General features: G+C 73.7%; 6 protein-coding genes and 1 pseudogene. 6 read left to right on the plus strand and 1 reads right to left on the minus strand.

What is annotated here, in order from left to right:
* From ABZ749_RS26700 to ABZ749_RS26725, 6 genes are all read left to right on the plus strand, one after another.
* Positions 1 to 1,293: radical SAM protein (locus tag ABZ749_RS26700; RefSeq protein ID WP_357232653.1), on the plus strand; the 1,293-nt coding region annotated here is incomplete at its 5' end.
* A gap of 77 nt (positions 1,294 to 1,370) precedes the next feature.
* Positions 1,371 to 1,961: a CDP-diacylglycerol--glycerol-3-phosphate 3-phosphatidyltransferase gene (gene pgsA / locus ABZ749_RS26705; RefSeq protein ID WP_357232655.1), complete on the plus strand. Its 591-nt coding sequence runs from the start codon at positions 1,371 to 1,373 to the stop codon at positions 1,959 to 1,961.
* A gap of 210 nt (positions 1,962 to 2,171) precedes the next feature.
* Entirely contained in the window at positions 2,172 to 2,681 is a 510-nt protein-coding gene (locus ABZ749_RS26710; RefSeq protein ID WP_357232657.1) for a CinA family protein, read from the plus strand.
* Between the two features lie 209 nt (positions 2,682 to 2,890).
* Positions 2,891 to 3,325, plus strand: a complete 435-nt coding sequence (locus ABZ749_RS26715; protein ID WP_357195216.1) for a helix-turn-helix transcriptional regulator — start codon at positions 2,891 to 2,893, stop codon at positions 3,323 to 3,325.
* A 196-nt stretch (positions 3,326 to 3,521) separates the two neighbouring features.
* The gene (locus ABZ749_RS26720; RefSeq protein ID WP_357232659.1) at positions 3,522 to 4,394 is read left to right on the plus strand and encodes a PspA/IM30 family protein; all 873 of its coding nucleotides are present in this window, start codon (positions 3,522 to 3,524) and stop codon (positions 4,392 to 4,394) included.
* Between the two features lie 22 nt (positions 4,395 to 4,416).
* Positions 4,417 to 5,202: a hypothetical protein gene (locus ABZ749_RS26725; RefSeq protein WP_357232661.1), complete on the plus strand. Its 786-nt coding sequence runs from the start codon at positions 4,417 to 4,419 to the stop codon at positions 5,200 to 5,202.
* A 102-nt stretch (positions 5,203 to 5,304) separates the two neighbouring features.
* On the opposite strand, the pseudogene ABZ749_RS26730 reads toward ABZ749_RS26725, so the two are convergent.
* Positions 5,305 to 6,177 (minus strand): annotated as a pseudogene (locus tag ABZ749_RS26730) (fibronectin type III domain-containing protein); the annotation flags it as partial.
* Positions 6,178 to 6,268 lie beyond the last annotated feature (91 nt).

A 6,268-nucleotide genomic window follows, 5' to 3' on the forward strand; every position in this document is an offset into this window, starting at 1 on the left:
CAGACCCTGCTCGCCGCCGCCGGAACGGGCGCCAAGGTGGTCGCCGCAGGCTGCATGGCCGAGCGGTACGGCCGTGAGTTGGCCGACAGCCTGCCCGAGGCCCAGGCGGTGCTGAGCTTCGACGACTACCCCGACATCGCCGCCCGGCTGAACGCCGTCGTCGCCGGCGAGCAGATCAGCGCGCACACCCCACGGGACCGGCGCGAGCTGCTGCCGCTGACCCCGGTGCAGCGCCGCGACAGCGGGGTGTCGCTTCCCGGCCACGGCACGGTGACCCGCACCGTCGTCGACACCGACGAGCACACCCCGGCACACCTGCGTCAGGTGCTGCGTCGACGGCTCGACACCGGTCCGGTGGCCTCGCTGAAGCTGGCCAGCGGCTGCGACCGCCGCTGCGCGTTCTGTGCCATCCCGGCCTTCCGAGGGGCCTTCGTCTCGCGTACGCCCGACGAGCTGCTCGCCGAGGCGGAGTGGCTGGCCAAGACCGGCGTACGGGAGCTGGTGCTGGTCAGCGAGAACTCCACCTCGTACGGCAAGGACCTGGGTGACCCGCGCGCCCTGGAGAAGCTGCTGCCCCAGCTCGCCGCGGTGACCGGCATCGTCCGGGTGCGGGCCAGCTACCTTCAGCCGGCCGAGACCCGGCCCGGGCTGGTCGAGGCGATCGCCACCACCCCGGGCGTGGCACCGTACTTCGACCTGTCGTTCCAGCACTCCAGCGAGCCGGTGCTGCGCCGGATGCGGCGTTTCGGCTCCACCGACCGGTTCCTGGAGCTGCTGGCGAGTGCCCGCGCCCTGGCTCCGGACGCTGGCGCCCGGAGCAACTTCATCGTCGGTTTCCCCGGCGAGACCCGCGGCGACGTCGACGAGCTGGTCCGGTTCCTGACCGAGGCCCGGCTCGACGCGATCGGCATGTTCGACTACAGCGACGAGGACGGCACCGAGGCGGCTGGCCTGCCCGGCAAGGTCTCCGCCGCGACGATCAAGCGGCGCTACGACCGGCTCAGCGCCCTCGCCGACGAGCTCTGCTCGCAGCGGGCCGAGGACCGGCTCGGCTCGACCGTCGAGGTGCTTGTCGACTCGATCGAGGACGGCGTGGTGGAGGGCCGGGCGGCCCACCAGGCGCCGGAGGTGGACGGTTCCACCACCCTCGTCGCCCCGGTCGAGGGCGGGGTCGACCTGGCCGCGCTGCGCCCGGGCGATCTGGTACGCGCAACGGTGACCGGCACCGAAGGGGTGGACCTGCTCGCTGTGCCGGATGAGATGATCTCGGCGGCGCCCGGCGCGGCACGGTGACGGCGGGCCCGAGCGGAGCGGGGGACCCAGGTGGTGCGGTGCCGGGAACGCCACGGCGGCCCGAGCGGAGTGCGGCGGTGACCGGGGCGACGGAGTCGACGCCGGGCCGGGTGGTGGCCGTGGTGCCCGTCGTCAACGCGGCGAACGCGTTGACCGCCCTGCGGCTGCTGCTGGTGCCGGTCTTCGCCGCCTCGGTGATCGTGTCCGGGATGACCCACGCCGGTTGGCGGATGGCGGCCTGCCTGATCTTCGCGGTGGCCTCGGCGACCGACCTGGTGGACGGCTGGATCGCCCGCCGCTTCGGGCTGGTCACCTCGGTGGGCAAGGTGGCCGACCCGATCGCCGACAAGGCGCTGACCGGCGCGGCGCTGGTGCTGCTCTCCTGGTACGACCAACTGCCCTGGTGGGTGACGGCGCTGATTCTCGTTCGCGAGCTCGGCATCACCGGCCTGCGGTTCTGGGTGATCCGGCACGGCGTCATCGCCGCCAGCCGAGGTGGCAAGGTCAAGACCGCGCTCCAGATCCTCGCCATCGCCTGGTACCTCTGGCCGATGCCGGCCGCGCTCGCCGCCGTCGGCCCCTGGATCATGGCCGCCGCCGTCCTGGTCACGGTCGCCACCGGCTTCGACTACGTAGCGCAGGCCCTCCGCCTCCGCCGCCCCCGCTGACAGCCCCGGCCGGGCTCTCCCGCCGTTGATCATGAAGTTGTTGTCAGTCGGCACGGCGTGTCGTGACGCTAACTTCATGATCAACGCGAAGTGGGGGCGATGGTTGGGGGCCTGTGGGTGGGGAAGGGCTGGTTTTCTGCGACCGGGGCGGGGGTTTGAGTGTCGGAGGACAGCGCTGGGGCGGGTGGTTCCGGGGTGACTGGTGCTGACGTGACCGGTGCTGAGGTGGGTTCGGCTGAGGTGGGCAGTGCGGCGGCGGGGGTCGTGCACCGGCTGGCCGAGCGGCACGAAACCCTGGCCACCGTCGAATCGCTCACCGGTGGGTCGCTCGCCGCTTCGATCGTGAACATCGCCGGGGTCAGCGGGGTCTACCGGGGCGGTCTCGTGGTCTACGCCACCGAGTTGAAGGCGACGCTGGCTGGCGTACCGGCTGATCTGTTGTCCGACCGGGGGCCGGTGGACCCGGACGTGGCGGTCGCGCTCGCCGAGGGCGGCCGGCAGCGGTGCGGCGCGGACTGGGGGCTGGCCACGACCGGGGTCGCCGGCCCGGAGCCGCAGGACGGGAAACCCGTGGGCCTGGTCTACGTCGCGGTCGCCGGACCGGACGGCAGCCAGGTCCGCCAGCTCGACCTGGGCGGCGGGCGGGACCACGTCCGAGCGGAGGCGGTGGTCGAGGCGCTGCGGTTGCTCTCCGAGCGGCTGGCCGCCGCAACCTCGTGACCGCCAGGGCCGAAACGGTCAGAGCCACCCGAGCCGACGCCACACGGGCGGCGGCGGGCCCGTCCCGACGAACCGACGGGCGGGGCGGGATGTCGCCCGGGCCCGCAACGGGTACGGTTGCGGGAAGGCTCCGACGTTCGGGGTCGGCGCGGTCCGCCGCAGCCGGCCGCCCAGCGGCGGGCGCGAGGTATCCCTCAGGGGGAGGTGCGATGATCCTGCTACGCCGGGTGATCGGTGACGCACTGCGAGCGCGCCGGCAGGGCCAGCAGCGCACGCTGCGTGAGGTCTCCACCGCCGCCAACGTCAGCCTCGGCTACCTCTCCGAGATCGAGCGCGGGCACAAGGAGCCGTCGAGCGAGCTGCTCGCCGCGATCTGCGACGCCCTCGGTGCCCGCCTCTCCGAGCTGCTGCGTGAGGTGAGCGACACCGTGGCGCTCGCCGAGCAGATGCCCGGGGTGCTCGTCTCGATGCCGGACGAGCCGGCCGAAGCCGCGGCCAAGAGCACCAGTCGGGGTGTCCGTCAGGTCACCTCCGACGGCAAGGTCGCCGTCTCGGTCCGCCAGGACTCGCCGCTCAAGGCCACCCTGCGCAGCACCCGGGTCCGCCCGACCGAGCGCGACCGGGACGTGGTCTGCGCGGCCTGAGCCGCGAATTTGTTGACCATGGGCGGGCTGGCCCCGGCCGCGTAGGGTTGCTCGCAGGAGCCGCCGGTGCTGTCGACCGCCCGGTACGGATGCCTCATTGGCGTTCGGCTGGGACGATGGAGACCGGCCGGTAACGGTCGGTCGGTTCAGCCGGCCGGCCGTGGTGGAGCGACGCTACTGAGGGGATACCGCGGAGATGGCGAACCCGTTCGTCAAGGGTTGGAACTACCTGATGGCGCTCTTCGGTGCGAAGATCGACGAGCACGCCGATCCCAAGGTGCAGATCCAGCAGGCCATCGAGGATGCCCAGCGGCAGCACCAGGCGCTGGTTCAGCAGGCTGCAGCGGTGATCGGTAACCAGCGTCAGCTGGAGATGAAGCTGTCTCGGCAGATGACCGAGGTCGAGCGGTTGCAGGGCAACGCCCGCCAGGCCCTGGTGCTCTCCGACCAGGCCCGGGCCAAGGGCGACGAGGCCGAGGCGGCGCGGTTCGAGCAGTCCGCGCAGACGCTGGCCAGCCAGCTCGTCTCCGCCGAGCAGGCCACCGAGGACCTGAAGACGCTGCACGACCAGGCGCTGGGCGCCGCCGCCCAGGCCCGCCGAGCGGTCGAGAACAACTCGATGATCCTCCAGCAGAAGCTCGCCGAGCGCACCAAGCTGCTCAGCCAGCTGGAGCAGGCCAAGATGCAGGAGACGGTGGCCCGCTCGCTGGAGTCGATGTCGTCGCTGACCGCGCCGGGCACCACCCCGTCGCTGGACGAGGTGCGCGACCGCATCGAGCGGCGGTACGCCAACGCGATGGGTCGCGCCGAACTGGCCGGCAACTCCGTCGAGGGCCGTATGTTGGAAATTCAGAAGGCCACGATCGACTCGGCCGGCTCCGCCCGGCTGGAGCAGATCCGGTCCAGCATGGCGGGGGAGCAGCTCGGCGGCACGGCCCAGCGACCGGCCGTCCCGCAGGCCGAGAAGACCGGCCCGGCCAACGACCCGACGGCCGCCGCCCGGCTCGACGAGCTGCGCGCCAGCATGGCTCGCGAGCGGGGCACCGGCGACCCGACCGCCGCCGGCTGAACGACCGGATCGAGGGGGCACTGTGGCAGACGAGCGGACCCGGTACTTCCGGAGGCTGGGTCGGCTTCGCCGGTCGGCCCGACGGTGGAGCGTGCTGGCCGGTGGGCTCGGCGGCGCGGCGGTGGTGCTGACTCCGTACGCCGGCCTTGGTCTGCCCGACGCGGCCTGGGCCGGCGCCGCGGGCAGCGCTGTGGCGCTCGCCGCCTGGCGCTGGATCGACGTGCGCGCCCTGGCCGCCCAGCCGGCGCCCCCAGCGCTCGACCCGGCCGAGGCGGCGGCACGGTCGCGGGCCCGACTGATCGCCGCCGTCGAGCGGCTGCCGGTCGGCCCGGGCGTACTGGCCGAGGTGCGCCGGGTCCGCTCCCGGATCGCGCTGCGCGGCACCAGCGCCGGAGAGCAGTGGGCCCGACTGGACCGGGCGGCGCTCACCCTGGCCGGAATGGCCCCCCGACTCACCGGGCTGGCCGAGCCGGCGGTGCTGGAGGCTGCCACCGCCGACCGCTCGCTGCGCGACCTGGCCGCTCGGGTGGCCAGCGTCGAACGCGCGCTACGGCTGGCCCCGGCCGACGCCCGACCACCGCTGGCCGAGGCGCACGCCGCGCTGACCGCTCAACTGGAGGGTGGGGTGGCGGCGTACGAACGGCTGGTGGTCGCCGCCGCCGGCTACCTGGCCGAGGACTCCCGACCGGAGACCGCCCATCCGGCCGCCGACCGGCTCACCGAGGCGACCGACCTGCTGCACGGGGTCGCCGGGGCGCTCGCCGAGCTGCGGGCCGTCGGCACCCCGCTGCGCGCGCCGACGCGCTGACGGCGCACGCGCTCCGCGAGGCAGCGCGCTGACGGCGCACGCGCTCCGCGAGGCAGCGCGCTGACGGCGCACGCCCGAGACGGCGGGCGGACCCCGGGCCGGTCACTGTGGTGTCGTCACCAGGACCGGTCCGGTGTACGGCGAGGTGCCAACGACGTTGAACGACCGGATCCGGTAGTGGTACGCGACGCCCCGGGCCAACCCCGTGTTGGTGAAACCGCGGCCGGTCACCGTGAAGGTGGCCGTCTCCTGCTCGAAGGCCGGGTCGAGTGCCCGCTGCACGATGAACCCGGACCCGGGGCCGCCGGGTGTGCTCGCCTCCCAGGCCAGGATCACCGTCGCGGTGTCCGGCCCCGGTGCGCTGGCGGTGGCGCTCACCCCGGTGGGGGTTCCCGGCGCGGGCGGCGAGGTCACCGTGGCGACCGTCGACCACGCGGAAGCGGAGCCCAGGTAGGTGGTGCGCACCCGGTAGTAGTACGTGGTGTCCGGTGCCACTGTCGCGTCCAGGTGGTTGTCGCCGACCCCGATCGCCGTGGTGCCCGGGCCGCTGGTGAACGTCGGGTTGGTGGCCCGCTGCACGTCGATGCCGGTGGCGAACGAGCGGTTCGTCCAGCGCAGCGCCACCCGCAGCGGGGCGGCCGGCGGGAGCGCCGCGGCCAGACCGCTCGGCGCGGCCAGGTGCACCGAGGCGGGTACCCCGTTCGACCAGGACGAGTAGCTGACCGCGTTCTCCGCCCGGATCCGGTAGTGGTAGGTCACCCCGGGGGTGACTGTCGCGTCCGTGTAGCGGGTGGCGGCGGCCGCGACGGTGATCGTGGTGACCTCGCCGCCGAAGGTCGCGTCGGTGGCCCGTTGCAGCAGGTGGCTGGTGGCGGGCGGACGCCCGCCGTTGCTGGTCCAGGCCAGCGCGATCGCGGGTAGCGCGGTGGCCGAGCCGGACACCGGTGTGGCGGTCAGCCCGGTCGGCGCCTTCGGCCCCCGGGTCGACGGCGATCTCGGTGGGTTCCGCGCCGATCCACAACTCACCGTTGGCCGACGGGTCGTCCACGATGATCATCATGTCGAC

The organism is Micromonospora sp. NPDC047753, from assembly GCF_040642735.1.
Lineage (GTDB): Bacteria > Actinomycetota > Actinomycetes > Mycobacteriales > Micromonosporaceae > Micromonospora.

Bases quoted from the DNA above. Each gene is read 5' to 3' on its own strand.
- ABZ749_RS26715 (WP_357195216.1), top strand. From the start codon at position 2,891: ATGATCCTGCTACGCCGGGTGATCGGTGACGCACTGCGAGCGCGCCGG.
- ABZ749_RS26720 (WP_357232659.1), top strand. From the start codon at position 3,522: ATGGCGAACCCGTTCGTCAAGGGTTGGAACTACCTGATGGCGCTCTTC.